General features: G+C 72.2%; 21 protein-coding genes. 11 read left to right on the top strand and 10 right to left on the bottom strand.

Annotation, left to right across the window (positions count from 1 at the left end; genetic code table 11):
* The first annotated feature begins 2 nt into the window (after positions 1–2).
* From ACYVOM_RS24800 to ACYVOM_RS24790, 3 genes are read left to right on the top strand one after another with little or no spacing between them, the layout of a single operon-like run.
* The gene (locus ACYVOM_RS24800) at positions 3–257 is read left to right on the top strand and encodes a hypothetical protein (RefSeq protein WP_460305888.1); all 255 of its coding nucleotides are present in this window, start codon (positions 3–5) and stop codon (positions 255–257) included.
* Complete coding sequence (locus tag ACYVOM_RS24795; RefSeq protein ID WP_460305887.1) at positions 258–1,304, top strand: glycosyl hydrolase; 1,047 nt, start codon at positions 258–260, stop codon at positions 1,302–1,304.
* Positions 1,301–1,828, top strand: coding sequence for a hypothetical protein (locus tag ACYVOM_RS24790; protein WP_460305886.1), 528 nt, complete (start codon positions 1,301–1,303; stop codon positions 1,826–1,828). The genes ACYVOM_RS24795 and ACYVOM_RS24790 overlap by 4 nt, the downstream gene beginning before the upstream one ends.
* A 72-nt stretch (positions 1,829–1,900) precedes the next feature.
* On the opposite strand, the gene ACYVOM_RS24785 is transcribed toward ACYVOM_RS24790, so the two are convergent.
* Both ACYVOM_RS24785 and ACYVOM_RS24780 read right to left on the bottom strand, forming a co-directional pair.
* A complete protein-coding gene (locus ACYVOM_RS24785) occupies positions 1,901–2,680 on the bottom strand; it encodes an SDR family NAD(P)-dependent oxidoreductase (RefSeq protein WP_460305885.1) in 780 nt (259 codons plus the stop codon).
* A 195-nt stretch (positions 2,681–2,875) separates the two neighbouring features.
* A complete protein-coding gene (locus tag ACYVOM_RS24780) occupies positions 2,876–3,691 on the bottom strand; it encodes an SDR family NAD(P)-dependent oxidoreductase (RefSeq protein WP_460305884.1) in 816 nt (271 codons plus the stop codon).
* A 139-nt stretch (positions 3,692–3,830) separates the two neighbouring features.
* Between ACYVOM_RS24780 and ACYVOM_RS24775 the strand changes: the two genes are divergently transcribed.
* Complete coding sequence (locus tag ACYVOM_RS24775; RefSeq protein WP_460305883.1) at positions 3,831–4,418, top strand: TetR family transcriptional regulator; 588 nt, start codon at positions 3,831–3,833, stop codon at positions 4,416–4,418.
* Positions 4,419–4,655: 237 nt separating this feature from the next.
* The gene (locus ACYVOM_RS24770) at positions 4,656–5,135 is read left to right on the top strand and encodes a hypothetical protein (protein WP_460305882.1); all 480 of its coding nucleotides are present in this window, start codon (positions 4,656–4,658) and stop codon (positions 5,133–5,135) included.
* Between the two features lie 112 nt (positions 5,136–5,247).
* Here the strand turns inward: ACYVOM_RS24770 and ACYVOM_RS24765 are convergent, their stop codons facing one another.
* Both ACYVOM_RS24765 and ACYVOM_RS24760 read right to left on the bottom strand, forming a co-directional pair.
* Positions 5,248–5,433, bottom strand: coding sequence for a DUF397 domain-containing protein (locus tag ACYVOM_RS24765; protein WP_460305881.1), 186 nt, complete (start codon positions 5,431–5,433; stop codon positions 5,248–5,250).
* Positions 5,424–6,254 carry a helix-turn-helix domain-containing protein gene (locus tag ACYVOM_RS24760; protein ID WP_460305880.1) on the bottom strand — a complete coding sequence of 277 codons (831 nt, stop codon included), beginning with the start codon at positions 6,252–6,254 and terminating at the stop codon, positions 5,424–5,426. Before ACYVOM_RS24760 ends, ACYVOM_RS24765 begins: the two co-directional genes overlap by 10 nt.
* Before the next feature lie 114 nt (positions 6,255–6,368).
* On the opposite strand from ACYVOM_RS24760, the gene ACYVOM_RS24755 reads away from it, so the two are divergent.
* Entirely contained in the window at positions 6,369–6,794 is a 426-nt protein-coding gene (locus ACYVOM_RS24755; RefSeq protein WP_460305879.1) for an ATP-binding protein, read from the top strand.
* 77 nt (positions 6,795–6,871) lie between these two features.
* Positions 6,872–7,648 carry a thioesterase family protein gene (locus tag ACYVOM_RS24750; RefSeq protein ID WP_460305878.1) on the top strand — a complete coding sequence of 259 codons (777 nt, stop codon included), beginning with the start codon at positions 6,872–6,874 and terminating at the stop codon, positions 7,646–7,648.
* A 26-nt stretch (positions 7,649–7,674) separates the two neighbouring features.
* Here ACYVOM_RS24750 and ACYVOM_RS24745 read toward each other — a convergent pair whose 3' ends face one another.
* On the bottom strand, positions 7,675–7,818 hold the full coding sequence (locus ACYVOM_RS24745) for a hypothetical protein (RefSeq protein ID WP_460305877.1): 144 nt from the start codon (positions 7,816–7,818) through the stop codon (positions 7,675–7,677).
* Positions 7,819–7,881: 63 nt separating this feature from the next.
* Here ACYVOM_RS24745 and ACYVOM_RS24740 point away from each other — a divergent pair, with 63 nt between their 5' ends.
* Both ACYVOM_RS24740 and ACYVOM_RS24735 read left to right on the top strand, forming a co-directional pair.
* Entirely contained in the window at positions 7,882–8,148 is a 267-nt protein-coding gene (locus ACYVOM_RS24740; protein WP_460305876.1) for a hypothetical protein, read from the top strand.
* Between the two features lie 334 nt (positions 8,149–8,482).
* Positions 8,483–9,307 carry an alpha/beta fold hydrolase gene (locus ACYVOM_RS24735; RefSeq protein WP_460305875.1) on the top strand — a complete coding sequence of 275 codons (825 nt, stop codon included), beginning with the start codon at positions 8,483–8,485 and terminating at the stop codon, positions 9,305–9,307.
* A 161-nt stretch (positions 9,308–9,468) separates the two neighbouring features.
* Here ACYVOM_RS24735 and ACYVOM_RS24730 read toward each other — a convergent pair whose 3' ends face one another.
* Together ACYVOM_RS24730 and ACYVOM_RS24725 are read right to left on the bottom strand one after the other, a co-directional pair.
* Positions 9,469–9,783 carry a hypothetical protein gene (locus ACYVOM_RS24730; RefSeq protein ID WP_460305874.1) on the bottom strand — a complete coding sequence of 105 codons (315 nt, stop codon included), beginning with the start codon at positions 9,781–9,783 and terminating at the stop codon, positions 9,469–9,471.
* A 95-nt stretch (positions 9,784–9,878) separates the two neighbouring features.
* Positions 9,879–10,313, bottom strand: coding sequence for a winged helix-turn-helix transcriptional regulator (locus tag ACYVOM_RS24725; RefSeq protein WP_460305873.1), 435 nt, complete (start codon positions 10,311–10,313; stop codon positions 9,879–9,881).
* Positions 10,314–10,388: 75 nt separating this feature from the next.
* On the opposite strand from ACYVOM_RS24725, the gene ACYVOM_RS24720 reads away from it, so the two are divergent.
* Positions 10,389–11,783: an MFS transporter gene (locus tag ACYVOM_RS24720; RefSeq protein ID WP_460305872.1), complete on the top strand. Its 1,395-nt coding sequence runs from the start codon at positions 10,389–10,391 to the stop codon at positions 11,781–11,783.
* Positions 11,780–12,037: a hypothetical protein gene (locus ACYVOM_RS24715; RefSeq protein WP_460305871.1), complete on the top strand. Its 258-nt coding sequence runs from the start codon at positions 11,780–11,782 to the stop codon at positions 12,035–12,037. Before ACYVOM_RS24720 ends, ACYVOM_RS24715 begins: the two co-directional genes overlap by 4 nt.
* Positions 12,038–12,228: 191 nt before the next feature.
* Here ACYVOM_RS24715 and ACYVOM_RS24710 read toward each other — a convergent pair whose 3' ends face one another.
* From ACYVOM_RS24710 to ACYVOM_RS24700, 3 genes are read right to left on the bottom strand one after another with little or no spacing between them, the layout of a single operon-like run.
* Positions 12,229–12,450, bottom strand: coding sequence for a hypothetical protein (locus tag ACYVOM_RS24710; protein WP_460305870.1), 222 nt, complete (start codon positions 12,448–12,450; stop codon positions 12,229–12,231).
* On the bottom strand, positions 12,447–13,601 hold the full coding sequence (locus tag ACYVOM_RS24705; RefSeq protein ID WP_460305869.1) for a sensor histidine kinase: 1,155 nt from the start codon (positions 13,599–13,601) through the stop codon (positions 12,447–12,449). The genes ACYVOM_RS24710 and ACYVOM_RS24705 overlap by 4 nt, the downstream gene beginning before the upstream one ends.
* Positions 13,598–14,431, bottom strand: coding sequence for a lysostaphin resistance A-like protein (locus ACYVOM_RS24700; RefSeq protein WP_460305868.1), 834 nt, complete (start codon positions 14,429–14,431; stop codon positions 13,598–13,600). The genes ACYVOM_RS24705 and ACYVOM_RS24700 overlap by 4 nt, the downstream gene beginning before the upstream one ends.
* Positions 14,432–14,750: the final 319 nt, after the last annotated feature.

Genomic DNA, 14,750 nt, shown 5'->3' with positions numbered 1-14,750 from the left:
CGTTGCCCACCCCTGCGCAGCAGATCCCCGCTTCACCTCCGCCACCTCCGCCACCTCCGCGAGGCGGCCACGTCCGCCGGGCCCTGGCCATCGGGCTGTCCGCCCTCGGCATGAGCGTCTGCCTCGCCGCGGGAGCGGTCGTCACGGCGCCCGGCCCCGCTTCGCGCGGCTCCGCCGTGCCCGACCTCGCCCCGAAGCTGACCTCGTCCGCGTTCCAGAACCCGCCGGCGAGCGTGCGGCCCAAGTACCGGTGGTGAGTGCCCCTCGCCGCCACCGATGACGCGAACCTGCGCGAGGAGATCAGGCAGATCGCCGCCTCGGGCGCCGGCGGCGTCGAGGTCGCCCCGTTCGGCGTGCCCGGCGCCGACGGGCAGCGGCCCGGCTTCCTGGAGACCCACGGGTGGGGCACCGAGCGGTGGACGCGCAAGCTCCAGGTCATCATCGCCGAGGCGAACAAGTACGGCCTGATCGTGGACCAGAACATGGGCCCGCACTATCCGCCGACCGTGCCCACGGTCAAGGACGTCAACGATCCGGCGGCCGCCCAGCAGCTCGTGCACGGCTCGGCCCTGGTCGAGGCCGGCGCGTCGTTCAGCGGGACGCTGCCCCGGCCCGCGGCGGGCGTCCCGTCAGGCGCGAAGACGACCCTGGTCTCCGTCGTCGCCGCCCGGTGCGCCGAGGCCTCGTGTCCGCTCCCCGAAGGCGGGTCCCGGCAACTGGACCGCACCACGGTGACCGACCTGACCGACGAGGTCCGCGACGGTTCCCTCACCTGGACGGCCCCCGCCGGATCGGGGACATGGGCCCTGCTCGCCTTCTACCAGACCGCGGACGGGCTCACGAAGACGGGCATGTCGGCGACGTCGCCGAACTACGTCGTCGACCACCTCAGCGGCGCGGGCGCGGAGGCCGTCTCCTCCTTCTGGGACTCGGCGATCCTCACCCGTGAGACCAAGCGGCTCCTCGCCCGGATGCCCGCACCCGGCTCGATCTTCGAGGACTCCCTCGAAATGGGCGCCAACCAGCTCTGGACCTGGGACTTCGCCGAGGAGTTCACCGAGCGGCGCGGCTACTCCGTCGCCGACGCCCTGCCCGCCCTCACCGGGGTCGGCGCCCAGGGCACCGCCATCCCGGCGTTCGACTTCAGCGACGGCAGCGGCGCCCGCTACCGCCGCAGAGCTACAAGGTCATCGCCGGAGGAGCGCACGCCGCCGGCACCAGCCGGATCTCGACCGAGTGCTGCGCCGTCTTCAACGGCGCCTACCGGTCGACGGCCGCCGGACGCGATCTCTACCAGGACGTGAAGACCGACCAGCCGTGGGTCAACGGCGACGCTCAGAACGGCAACCTCGACACCGTCTACAAGTCCTTCGCGGGCGGCGTCACCCAGGTCGTCTGGCACGGGTTCGCCTACAAGGACGCCCCTGCCGGGCTCGCCTCGCCGAACGTCGGCGAAGGCGGCGCCTGGCCCGGCTACAACCCGTGGATCATCCGCGGTTTCCTCAACGTGGGAGAGCTCTTCGGACCCCGGCTGCCCCAGTGGCGGGACCACCGTTCCGTCAACGACCACCTGTCCCGGCTGCAACTGGTCCTGCGGCAGGGCAAGCCCCGCCTCGACCTCGCCGTCTACTACCAGGACCTCGGACTCGCCGGGATGAGCGTCGGGGTCCAGGAGTCCCCCGGGCACATGCTCGGCGTCGACTCGGCCACCGCCTCCGCCGGGTACACCTACGAATACCTGTCTCCCGGAGTCCTGTCCGACGCCGCCGTGAAGGGCCTCCTCGGTCCCATCACGATGACGCCTTACGTCACCGTTCCCCTGCGCTGATCCGAGCGCTGCTCCGACCCGTCTGGCCGTCGCCCCCGAACCAGGGGGCGGCGGCCGGACGTGCGCTCGGGCTCAGGGCCGCGCGCCGAACTCCGGCGACAGGCGGGTGGCGCCGTCCAGCCGGATCACCTCGCCGTTGAGGTAGGGATTGCCGATGATCGACGCCACCAGCGACGCGTACTCCTCGGGCCTGCCCAGCCGCTCGGGAAAGAGGATGTCGCCCATCAGGGCCCGCTGGGCCTGCGGCGACGACAGGCGCGGCGTCGCGACCGCGCCCGGCGCGATGGCGCAGACCCGCACGCCCAGCGGGGCCAGGTCGCGCGCCATGGGAAGGACCATGCTGACGACCGCCCCCTTGGCCGCGGCGTAGGGGACCATCGTCGCCTGCCCGTCGAACGCGCTGATCGACGCGGTCTGCACGACCACGCCTCGCTGTCCGTCCTTGTCGGGATCGTTGCCCGCGAACGCCGCCGCCGACAGGCGCGCCAGGTTGAACGGCCCCATCACGTGGAGTTCGAAGTTCGCGCGCAGGATCTCCTTGTCCATCACCGATCCGTCGGAGCCCACCAGGCGCGGGCTGCGGATGACCACCCCGGTGGCGCTGACGGCGATGGAGAAGACGCCCAGCTCCCCCGCCGCGGCGACAGCGGCATGGACGGCTTCGTCATCGGCGCTGTCGCCCACGACGGGCCTCACCCGGTCGCCGAGCTCGTCGGCGAGCGCGACGGCGCCTTCTTCGTTCGGATCGAGCACGACCACGCCGACACCCGCCGCGGCCAGCCGCCGGACCGTCGCGCCTCCCAGCCCTCCCGCGCCTCCGGCCACGACGGCCGAACGCCCTGCCAGCTCCATGGAATCTCCTCTTTCCGTCGGTACCGGACCGCCGCGCCGCGCGACGCCGAGCATGCTATGTCAGATTCTCTGAATCTGAGAGCATGATTCTCATCGCCGCACCGGCTCGGAGCCGGCGGAGAAGACGGGCTTGCGCATGGAGGAGGCCCGCCCGATGCGGTGATCGGGCGGGCGTACTCGAACGCGAGGTCGGCGTCAGGCCATGGTGCCGCCGTCGGCGAGCAGCGTGCTGCCCGTCATGAAGGCCGACATGTCCGAAGCGCAGAACAGCACGACTCTGGCGATGTCGTCCGGCACCCCGATCCGGCCGATCGGCGCGGTGAACATGAGGTCCGTCGGGGGGACGTCGTCAGGACCGACCCCGGCGGCCGCCGCGGCCAGCATGTTGCCCTCGGTGGGGACGAAGCTCGGCGCCACCCCGAGCACCCGGATGCCGAGCGGCGCGAGTTCGAGAGCCATCTCCCGGGTGAGGCCGCGCGCCGCGTGCTTGGAGCCGACGTAGGCCGCGAGGCCCGGCGCGCTCCCGCGGAAACCGGCGGTGGACACGACGTTCACGATCACGCCGCCGCCGCCCGCGGCGGCCATCTGCCGGGCCGCCTCGCGCGCCCCGACGAAGGTGCCGCGCGCGTTCACCGCGAACACCTTGTCCCAGGTCTCCTCGCTCATCTCCAGCAGCGGGACCGCGGGGAACACGCCCGCGTTGTTCACCCACACCTCCAGTCCGCCCAGCTCGTCGACCGCGCGCGCGGCGGCCGAGGCCACGGACGCCGCGTCGGTGACGTCCATGGCGGCGCTGATCACGCGCACCCCGTGGCGCTCGGCGAGCTCCTTGGCGGTGGACGCGGCGAGCTCCACCTCGATGTCGCCGATCAGCAGGTCGGCACCCGCCTCCGCCAGCCGCTCGGCGATCGCCCTGCCGAGCCCGCGGGCCCCGCCCGTCACGACCGCGCGCCTGCCCTGCAAGGAGACGAGCTCGGCGAGCGAGCTGCTCGATACCTCAGCGGTGGACATCATCGTCTCCCTCTTCCGTCCGGACGCCACGGAATCCCATTCCTGGTCCGGATCGACATACCCAACTTGAAACTGAGTGTCAGAGTAGCAATGCCATTTCAGGAGCGCGAGCAGGTGTCTGCGTTGATAGGATCCGCCGGTGGAGGACTCGGCACGCGCGAAGACCAGGGACATCGCCCGCGCGGCGATCAGGGCCGAACTGGCACGGACCGCCATCGCGCTGTTCCGGCGCGAGGGGTTCGACGACGTCACCCTCAACGACGTCGCCGCGGCCGCCGGCGTCTCCCGCAGCACCTTCCTGCGCTACTTCGGCAGCAAGGAGGAGGCCGTTCTCGGCGCCATGGACGACCTCGGCGCCCAGGCCGCGGCCGCCCTCCGCGCCCGCCCCGCCGACGAGTCCGACTGGACCGCCCTCCGCCGCTGCCTCGACCCCTTCCTCGACTCCTACCGCGCCGACCCGCCGGGCTCCCTCGCCGTCACCCGCCTCATCCAGCAGAGCCCCGCCCTCAAGAACCGCCAGCTGGAGAAGCAGGCGAGCTGGCTCCCCGCCCTGGCCCAGGCACTCGCCGACCGCTCCTCCCCCGCACCTCCCCTGGTCGCCCCCGTCCGCGCCGCCGCCGCCCTCGACTGCCTCAGCCTCGCCGTCACCCACTGGTCCGCCTCCAACGGCGAAGAAGACCTCGCCGCCCTCCTCGACCAGGCCTTCACCGCCCTCACCACCGCCTGACGAACCCGAGCCCCGGCCCGACACCCGCCCGAGGGCACCTCATGGGATTCCCCACCATGCGGGGGAACCCGGCCATCGCGCCCCCCGCCGAGGATCCGGGAGCCGTCCTGGCGGACACGTGGCGACCCTGTTCTCACCTCCGAGCCGGCCCTCGGACTCTGCCATCGCCGCCGCCCGGGAGGTCATCGCGCTCAGTCGCTCGTCGAGATGAAGGCCTTCGCGCGAGGCGAGAGTTGGTTGTCGCGAACTGAGCGGCGGGCAAGGCCGTTCCCCGACCGCTTCGACCTCCGCAGCGCCCGCGTCAGGGCCTACCTGCTGTGGGAGCTGCGGGAGTTCCCGCACCGCGTCGACCCCGCAGGCCGGAAGTTGCAGGCATCGGAGCTGCTCGCCGAGTCCCCGACCTCGGCGTACCGGCAGGTCGTCATGCGGACCGGCCTCGCCCTCGCCTCCAGCCCGGCCAATCGGGTCATCATGCCCACCAAGTCGCGCGTCTCCGTCCGCGCCGCGCTCCTGGACCTCGGCAAGACGCGAGACGAGGTCCTCGCATCCCACGGCATCCCCACTGACGCGGTCCAGGCACTCGCCGAATCCGACGAGGAGGGTTTCATCAAGGCGCGCATCGCCTACCTCTCCGCCCGAGAGCGCGAATTCATGGCGTCCTTCGGGGTCGACGACGCACCCGTCGAGCCGGGCGAGACCGACATCGACACCACCTGAGCGCAGGTCACGGCCGGCCCGTGCGCGGGTTCCGGTCAACCGGCGTCAGACCGTCCGGGCACAGGGTTGAACGCTGCCGGTCTTCAGAGGGTTCGACGTCTTCCGCTTGCGTTCAGGCCGGGGCGTCCTTGATGCCGGACAGCAGACGGGCAAAGCGGCGGGAGGACAGGGTCAGATGGCCGAGACCCGGGTTCTTCGAATCCCGGACCGCCACGGCCGAGGGGATGGAGGCCAGCTCGACGCACAGGTCGTCGTCGACGCCTCCGCTGTGGGAGCTTTTGCGCCAGGTCACATCCATGATGAGAAGACCTCCAGTTGGCGATGGATCCGGGCGTTTGTCTCGGCCTGGGACAGGGCGATCCTGCCGATACGGTCGAAATCTATGCCGAGCCTGCGGGTCTCGGAAGGTTCCTCGATGAGTCGGCCTCCGTTCTTCGCACCCGCATAAGCGACTTCTCGCGACTCCAGGCTGAGAATCCGGAATCTCCCGTCTGCGCCCGCATGATGCCCTGCCGACTTGGGGACTATGCGCACCGAGGTCTTCGTCCCCTGGTTGATTCTGAGCAGATACGCCAACTGTTCGATCATGACGCCCGCGTCTCCGGCGGGGATCTCGATGGCCGCCTCGTCGATGAGGACCCAAACCCAGGGCGCACCCTCGCGGTCGAGCGTGGTCGCCTGCGCCATCAGGCGGCGCTCCACCTCGGCCTCGACTCCCTCCGGGCCGCGAAGGCTCTCGCTCAACAGCCCTCGGATGTAGCCCTCCGTCTGGAACGGGATCGGGATGACGTTCCCTGCGTACGCCTTGATGACGTGCGCCTCGGACTCATACCGGATGAACTCCTTCATCCACTCGGGGTCGTGGCCGAGGCGGGCGTAGTGGAGGAGGAGCTGGAGTAGAAAGCCCGTGCGGTAGTGCTGGTCGAGGAGGAAGGCCTGGCGGTCGTCGATGCGGAGGCGGCCGGCCTCGATGTTGGAGACGGTGGAGCGGGCGGCGCTGATCACCGAGCCCACCTGGGCCAGGGTGAGGTCGTTCTTCTCGCGCAGGTGGCGGAGCTGGAAGGCGAGCCAGTGCCACAGCGAAATGCGGGGGTCGAGGGGCTCGCGGACGACCGGCATCAACGCCTCCGTTGTATCGCGTTCGCGCAGAACATCCGGACCACGGCCGAATGACTGCCATCGTCAACGCAGTTCTACACCGCCGACCACCTGCGACGACACCGGAATCGGACCATGCGCCACGACATTCTCGATCTACGCCTCCTGGCCTCTCCCGCCACTCCCGGACTGGCCCGCACGCTCATTTCCCAGCGACTTAACAAATGGGATCTAGAGAGCATTTCGGACGACGTTCTCCTTGTCGCCTCCGAAATCCTGACCAACGCCGCCGAAGCCGCGCCCGGGGAGCAACTGCGCCTCCACCTCACCCGTGAACCGGCCGCCGTCCTTCTCCAGGTCTGGGACCCCAGCCCGCGCCTGCCCGGACCCCGGAACGCCGCGCCGCTCACCCTGGCGACGCTCGATGCCACCCGCCCCGAGGACTGGGACCACGGCGGCGGCTGGGGCCTGCCCCTCGTCCAGGCCCTCGCCACCGCCTGCGGCTTCCGCCCTACACCGCCGGCCGGCAAATGGGTCTGGGCCCGCTGCGCCGCCTCCTGATAGGCCTCTCGCCTTGGTGCCGTCCTCCTGGCGGGGGCGGCCTGTCGAGCGGCGGGGGAGGCTGGGAGGATCCGTGCATGAGCGCGCTCCCCGAAGCCTTCTACCTGCCCTCCGCCGACGGAGGATTCGAGCCGACGAGCGCGACGCAGAGCCTGTGGGATCCCGATGCCCAGCACGGCGGCCCGCCGACGGCACTGCTCGCGCACGTCCTCGACGGCTCCGCGGCGCCCGGGACGCGCATGGGCCGCATCAGCGTCGACTTCCTCGGCCCGATCCCGCGCCGTCCCGCGCGGGTGGAGGTGACGGAGCTGCGGCCGGGCCGGCTCGTCCGGCTCGCCCAGGCCGACCTCGTCATCGACGGACGGGCCGCGGTCACCGCCCGTGCCTGGTACATCGCCACCGGGCCCACCCCGCCCGTGGAGACCCCGACCGCTCCCCCACCGCCGGTCCCTGTCGCGCCGGAGCGGCCTCAGTCCGTCGCCTCCTCCGATTTCGGCTACGGCCAGGCCATCGAGTGGCGCTTCACCGAGTCCGGCGCGCCCGGAACCACCGGAGTCTGGACGCGGGTCCGCGTCCCCCTCCTCGCCGGGCAGGACATCACCGGCCTCGCCCGTGCGCTCATCGTCGCCGACTCCGCCAACGGCCTGTCCCTGACGCTCCCGCCCGACCGCTGGCTCTCCATCCCGCCCACCATGACCGCGACGCTCCTGCGCCCGCCGACCGGCGAATGGGTCCACATGGAGTGCCGCACCCACCTGTCCGACGACGGCCTCGGCCTCGCCGCGGCCACCCTCCGCGACCCCAAAGGCCTCCTCGCCGAGGTCTCCCAGCCCCTCCTCATCCGCGCCCGCTGAACCTCCTGCCCCCTCAGCGGGCGGTGTCAGGAGCGGTGGCAGCGGTAGCCGAGTTCAGCGAGGACGGCCTTCTCCGAGTCGTGGAGGTCGCCGTCGACGGTGGCGACCCGGTGGGGCATGTCTTTGCTCCTGGCGTCCGCCGCGATGACGAGCCACACCACCCGCAGCATGAGCTGCGGGTGCGTGCTCCGCTCGCGCGGTCCCTCGGCCCGTTCGCGGAGAGGGCGTCACAGGTGGATGGCCGGCACCTCGGACTTCCCGGTGGCGGCGCCGCGGCGGTACAGCACGAGGCCGACGGCGAAGAAGGCCGCGGGCCACCAGTAGGCCGCGTCATAGGCGTCCAGCGAGCCGCCGACCTGTGGGTGGTGTTGACCGTGGCGGAGGCGACGCCCGCGTCGGCGGGTTCCACGCCGGAGACGGCCAGGCTCCTGGCGGAGGCCATGATGAGTCCCATGCCGAGGCCGATGACGACCAGCGGCACGACCACGTCGGGCAGGTAGGCGGTGCCCAGGTCGAGGCCGGTCGGCAGCACCAGCCCGGCCACCGACCGACCCGTGCCGGCCGGGACGATCGGCTTGGGCCCCACGCGGTGCAGCAGGACGGCCGAGGAGAGCGTAGAGCTCAGCATGAGGCCGGCGACCGTCGGCATGAACGCGAAGCCCGTCCTGATCGGGCTGAAGCCGAGGTTCTGCTGCAGGTAGTAGGTGAGAAACAGCAAGTCCCGAGCATGACCGCGCCAGAGATCAGCACCGCCAGGAACGACGCACCGCGGTTGCTGTCCAGCAGCACGCGCGCGGCAGCAGCGGGTGCGGCGACCTCTGGGCCGAGATCGCCATGCGGCGGGAGCACGGCGGCCCGCTCACCGATCCGCGCGCGCATGGCGGTGATCCCGCCGACGCCTTCCACGTGGTGGCACCGTCGCTGCCCGGCTTCGGGTTCTCCGGGCCCACCCGCGAGACCGGCTGGAATCTGCGCCGGGTCGCGCGCGCCTGGGCCGAGCTGATGGACGGGCTCGGCTACGCCCGCTACGGCGCGCACGGCGGCGACAGCGGCGCCGTGGTCTCCCCCGAGCTCGGCAGGATCGCCGCCGAGCAGGTCGTCGGCGTCCACGTCAACGGCGCGCTGGGATTCCCGACGTTCGCGCCCGAGGAGAGGGAAGGGCTGACCGAGGCCGAACTGGAGCGCCTGTCCGCCTACTCCGACCAGGACCGCGCCGGCTACGCGATGATCCAGTCCACCCGCCCCCAGACGCTCGCGTTCGGCCTCCACGACTCATCGGCCGCCCAGATGGCGTGGATCGCCGAGAAGTTCAAGGAATGGACCGACCCGGCCCACGACCTGCCCGGCGACGCCGTCGACCGCGACCAGCTGCTCACCGACATCAGCCTCTACTGGCTCACGGGCACCGCGGCGTCGTCCTCACGCCTCTACAGGGAGACCGCGGCCGACTGGGGCCGTCCCGTCGAGAAGTCCGCGGTGCCCACCGGCGTCGCGGTCTTCCCCGGCGACTCCGGCGTCCGCCGCATCGCCGAACGCGAGCACAACGTCGTCCACTGGTCGGAGTTCGACCGCGGCGGCCACTTCCCCGCCATGGAAGCCCCCGACCTCCTCATCACCGACCTGCGCACCTTCTTCCGCCCCCTGCGCCCCGACCTCTGACACCACGGCCCGACGGCGCCGCGCCAGAGAGCGCGGTGCCGGAGCCGGGTCGCGAGCGGCCGCGCCCCGGCGACCGGGCTCCGGGCGACCGGAACGGGCCGGCCATGGGGGGCCGGATGCAGATCAGCCCCATGCTCGACGGCCGCAACGACACTCCGTCCTCATGGCAGATGGCCGGACTCGACGTCCGCGATCGCGCCCTCCACGAGATGGGCTGGGTGGAGCGGTAGGAGGACGGTCTCGTCTGCCGCGACGAGGGACAGGGCGATCTCGCGTAGATGGTGGTGGCGCGGTGCAGGCCGGAGGGCTGAAAGGCCAGGACGAGCCGTCCTCTGCTCGCGCTCGACTCCGCCGAACGTCTCCAGAGCCTGGGCGGCGTCGGCCTCCGGGATGCCGTAGAGGCCCGCGAACGTGAGCGCGCCCTCGCCCCGGAGACCAACCGTCGTCGTCCCCCTCGACAGCGTCGCCGACAGCAACACGCCCACCTTCAAGGAGGTCGTCGTCCGCCTGGAACCCGCCGGGCGGCGGGCGGTGGCTGCGTCGGTGAGGGTGGCTGCGAGTCCTCGGCGCGTCAGGGGGAGGCGGCCGCCGCCTCCCTGGCGTCGTAGGCGGTGCGGGCTGCGGCTATCTGGTTCTGGTGGTGCTCGGTCCAGTCGACCAGGGCCTTGATCGTGGTGTGGAGGCCGGCGCCCAGCGGGGTGAGGGCGTAGTCGACGCGGGGCGGGACGGTGGCGAAGACGGTGCGGGAGACCAGGCCGTCGCGCTCCAGGTGGCGGAGGGTCTGGGTGAGCATGCGCTGGCTGACGCCGTCGATCTCGCGCTTCAGTTCGCTGAAGCGCAGGCTGCGGCGGTCGAGGAGCGCGATGACAAGGAGCGACCACTTGTCGGCGATGCGGTCGAGGATCTGGCGGACCTCGCAGTCCTCGCGGGTGTCCCATTGGCGGACGTCGTAGTCGGCGCCGGTATCCGCGCAGTAACCCGGGTACTTTGAAGTGCCTTCTTCCATGATCCAGCATCCTGCCCCAGGCTGAGGTCGGTATCAAGAGGTAACCGACCTCACCTTCCGGAACCTGGAGTCACGGTGAATCCACCGATCGAGAAGATGTCGGCGAAAGCCTGGGGCGTGCTCTTCGTCCTCTCAGGGGCGATCTTCCTCGAAGGCATCGACATCGCCATGCTCAACGTCGCCCTCCCGGCGATCCGCGCGGACCTGGGCCTGTCGACCGGCGTGCTGAGCGGCGTCGTGTCCGCCTACGTCCTCGGCTACGGCGGCTTCATGCTGCTCGGCGGGCGCGCCGCCGACCTGCTGGGCCGCCGCCGCATGTTCCTGCTCTGGCTGACGGTCTTCCTGCTGTTCTCCGGGCTCGGCGGCCTCGCGGACGGGGGCTGGACACTGCTGCTGGCCCGGTTCGTCACCGGCGTCGCCGCCGCGTTCATGGCGCCGGCCGGGCTCTCGCTCATCACGACGAACTTCGCCGCGGGCCCGGTGCGCACCAAGGCGCTGCTGGTCTACGCGGGGGCCGCGGCGGGCGGATTCTCCCTCGGCATGGTCGCGGGCGGCCTTCTCACTGCCCTCGGCTGGCGCTGGGTGTTCTTCGCGCCGGTCATCCTCTCCGCGGTGATCCTGGCCGCCGCCGTCGTGCTCGTCCGCGACGACGGCGTGCCCGAGCGCGCCCGGGGCGGCTTCGACCTCGCCGGCGCGTTCAGCGTGACGGGCGCGATGCTGCTCCTGGTCTACGGCGTCGTCCGCCTGGAGCACGCCGGGGACGGCCCCGTGCTGACGGCCCTGGTGTTCCTCGCCGGCGCCGCGCTGGCCGGCGTGTTCGTCGCGGTGGAGCGGCGGGCGAAGGAACCACTGGTCAGGCTCGGCATCCTGCGCTCCGGCGCGCTCGTCCGGACGAACCTCGCGGCGCTGCTCTTCGTCGGCTCGTTCATGGGCTTCCAGTTCCTCGTGACCCTCTACCTCCAGGAGATCCGCGGCTGGTCGACCGTGCAGACGGGCCTGGCGATGGCGGTCATCGGCATCGACGCGATCCTCGCGCCCACACTCACGCCCAGACTCATCGAGAGGTTCGGCGTCTTCCGGGTGATCTTCGGCGGGGTCCTGCTCGCGGCCGTTGCCTACGCCGTGTTCCTTCCGCTCGGCATGGACTGGTCGTACACGCTGATGCTCCCGACGATGCTGCTCCTCGGCCTCGCCTTCGCCCTCGTGTACGGGCCGCTCACCATCGCGGGCACCGAGGGGATCGACGAGGCGGAGCACGGTCTGGCCGGCGGCCTCCTCTACACCTCCTTCCAGTTCGGCACCGCCCTCGGCGTCTCGGCCGTCACCGCCGTGTACGTGGCCGGAGGCCCCGGCCTGGACTCCCTGCGCACCGCGCTGCTCGTGCCCGTCGTCGCCGCGGTGGCCGCCGCCGTCGTCTCGGTGGGCAACCTGCGCGCGCCGGCCCCGTCACCCGCCCTGGCAGAAGTGTGAGAGGCCGATGGCCACCAGAGTGCGGCGCTTCGCGGATCGCCAGCCGGTTCGACGCCTGCATCGGCGACGGCTACGCGACGATGACGACCGTCGACGCCGAGGGACGGCCCCGCGCCCGCGTCCCGATCCCCGTCTGGGAGCTCTACCGCCGGACGAGCCCGCACGGCGCCGGAGACGACCTCGGCCGGTTTCGAACCGGGATCGAGGACCCAAAGCCGCGCATGCTGAAGCCGGCCCCTGGCGCGTGCCGGTGACCCGAGGCCCCGACCTGCACAGCGAGATCCGGCAGGCCTGACGCACGTACGCCCCGGCCCCCGGCCCGGGGCGTACGCCCGTCACGTTCATCGACCTCAAAGGCCCCGTTCATCGCGCAGCCGGTCTCCCCCAAGGCTTCACCCCCTACTGGCCACGGATGGAAGCCCAGATGCTGCGGCCGGGGGCGGAGTCAGGGGCGCCACAGGTGGACGGCGCCGTCCCCGTACTTGGTGCCGGTGGCCAGCAGCCGGCCGTCCGGGCTGAACACCACTTTGAGGATCTGGTCGCCGGGGTCGTCCTGGCCTGCGGCGGATCTCAGGACCTCGCCCTGCTTGGTGCGGGTCTCCACGTCCCACAGTTGCACCCTGAGCGCCTGGTCGTCGCAGACCAGCACCCGGACCGGCGCGCTCACGACGGGCTCCCCGCGGGGATGCGCGCCCGCACGACGAAGCCGCCGCCCGCCCGCCGGTCGGCGCTGAACTCGCCGCCCAGGGTGTGGACCCGCTCGCGGAGCCCGGCGAGGCCCCTGCCCGCCCCGCCGGGAGAGGCGTCCCGCGCGCCGGATCCCTCGGTGCTGACCTCCACGACGATCTCCCTCGCCCCGTAGTGGACGAGGACCGCGGTGCGGCTGCCGTGCGCGTGCTTGAGGGCGTTCGTCAGGGATTCCTGCACCACCCGGTAGGTCACGAACTCCTCGCTGCCCGCCGATTCGGCCGGGCTGCCCTCCTCGATGAGCTCCACGGGCTGCCCGGCCCGGCGCGTCTGCTCCACGAGCGTGCGGAGGTCTCGGACGGACGGCGTCCTGACGTCGGCGTCATGGCCGGGGTCCAGCAGGTCGAGCAGATGTCGCAGATCGGCGATGGCCCGCCTGCCGGTGTCGGTGACGGCGTTGAGCGCCTCGTCCAGGCGGTCGGGCGCGGCGGTCAGATAGCGCGCCGCCTCGGCCTGGACGACCATGGCCGTCACGTGGTGGGTCACGACGTCGTGGAGTTCGCGGGCGATGCGGGTGCGTTCGGCGGCGCGGGCGGCCTCGGCGAGGTGGCCGCGGCGTTCGGCCTCGGCGGCCCGGGTGGAGCGCAGCCAGGACCCGATGACCCAGGAGGCGGCCAGCGCCAGGTAGAACAGCGCGTAGCCTTCGGGCCGCTCGGCCCCGTCGGGCCGCTCGAGCGCGACCGCCAGCGGAAGGTACGCCGCGGACATGAGGACCACGGTGAGGCGGCGGCGCCGTTCGAGATGGGCTCCGGCGCTGATGAGCGCGATGGGCAGCGCGGTGCCCGCCAGCGCGTGGTAGCCGCGCGACTGGTCGAGGACGAAACCGAGCGCCACCAGGACCAGGCAGACATCGGGCCACCGCCGGCGCACGGCGAGCGGGAGGCTCTGGAGGGCGACCGCCACGACCGCGAGGGCGTCGAAGGGCCGGACCGGCACGTCGCCCAGCTGCGTCCCGGTGCCCTGGAACGCGGGCAGGAACGACGCCGCGGCCAGCAGCACCGCGAGCGGAGCGTCCCGGACCGTGACGTCGCACCGCCGCCACCGGTCCGGGAGCCCGCGCAGATCTGTCACCGGGCGAGCCTAGCGAGGGTCTCCGCCCGCGCGCCGCGCCGGAAGGGGACCAGGTTGCCGCGACGGCGGGCCAGCCACAGGAACGCCGCGGTCAGCAGCAGGCCGAACACGACCGCGTACGGGCTCGCCTCCGGCCCGAACTCACCGCCCGTGAGCAGCGCGGAGCCCGACGTCACGCCGTGCAGCAGCCCCTGCGAGGCGCCGTTGCCCGAGACCTCGGCGCCGAACACGCCGGCCGCGGCGAAGTTCCAGCCGAAGTGCACCCCGATCGGCAGCCACAGGGTGCGGGTGGCGGCGTAGGCGGCGGCGAGCATGCCGCCCGCCTCGATCGCGATCGCGACCGCCCCCCACAGGCTCGCGTGCTCGTTGGCCAGGTGCGACAGACCGAAGACGACGCCGGTGAGCGTCAGCGCCGCCCACGTGCCGGTGCGCTCCTCGACGATCCGGAACAGGATCCCGCGGAAGATCAGTTCCTCCGTCACCGCGGCGGCGGCCATGAAGCCGAGCAGCCCGACCGCGCCCGCCGGCGAGCCCAGGCCGTCGATCCGGTAGCCGCCCAGGAACGCGATGTTCGCGATGACAGCCGCGAACATCGCGACCCCGATCAGCGCGCCCCGGCCGACGGCGGAGACGGAGCCCTCGCCGACCACCTCCACCGGCGCGCGGCGCTCGGACCACCGCACGACGCGGGCGTACACGAACACGGCGAGCGCCGCCGTCGCGAGGCCGACGACCAGGGTGAGGAACGGATTCCCCTCCACTGCGCCGACGGCGGTACCACCGGCGAAGGCGACCAGCGCGACGGGGACGAGCTGTTTCAACAACCGCATGACGACTCCAGTACGGGGGCTTCGCGACGAGACGTCGCCGCTGCCCATGACGCTAGAGATCCGCCGCTCCCGAAGCGTCACCACGCGGTGGACACCTTCGGGTAGCTCGCACGGGGGACGAGAACGCCCGCGCCCGGTCGCGTTCCCGCCGGCCCCGTCCACCACCACGGCTCCCGCTTGCCGTCCGGGGCCCTCAGTTCCTCTACGGCCTGCTCCGCTTTGAAAGGGCTCTCGCCGGACGGCGGGCGTGCCGGGTCTCCTCCCCCGCGGCGCTGGAAGTGCGGACTTCCGCAGTTCAGCCCCACCTGGTCTGTGCCGC

The organism is Actinocorallia aurea (genome assembly GCF_054783995.1).
This window is presented reverse-complemented; position numbering and strand designations above follow the sequence as displayed.